The following is a 291-nucleotide window of genomic DNA, read 5'->3' as shown; positions in this document are numbered from 1 at the left end:
ACAATGAATCCATACCGAATACTGACATATTGGTTCGTGGGGACAGCGGCTTCGCAACACCAGAGGTGTATGAGTCTTGTGAAGAAAATGAAAGTCAGTATGTGATCCGATTAAAGAACAATCGGAGATTAAGTCAATTAGCTGAGCAATCCGTTCTTTACGGAGATAACCAAAAATGGGAAGATCGGGAAGTTCAGTATTTTTCAATGCCTTATCAAGCACAATCATGGTCGAAACCCCGTCGTGTCTGTATTCGATCAATCCGTGAAGCAGGAGAACTCCTCTTTCAAC

1 protein-coding gene is annotated in these 291 nt (G+C 42.6%); it reads left to right on the top strand.

Annotated features, from left to right (window positions below; genetic code table 11):
• Positions 1–291 (top strand): transposase (locus ACEN4N_RS11545; RefSeq protein WP_407094275.1); only part of this gene is annotated, 291 nt, incomplete at both ends.

Origin of the sequence: Ruoffia sp. FAM 20857 (assembly GCF_045528645.1) — a bacterium.
In the GTDB taxonomy this organism is placed as follows: Bacteria; Bacillota; Bacilli; order Lactobacillales; family Aerococcaceae; genus Ruoffia; species Ruoffia halotolerans.
Note: the sequence above shows the minus strand (reverse complement) of the source record. Positions and strands in the feature narration are given on the sequence as shown.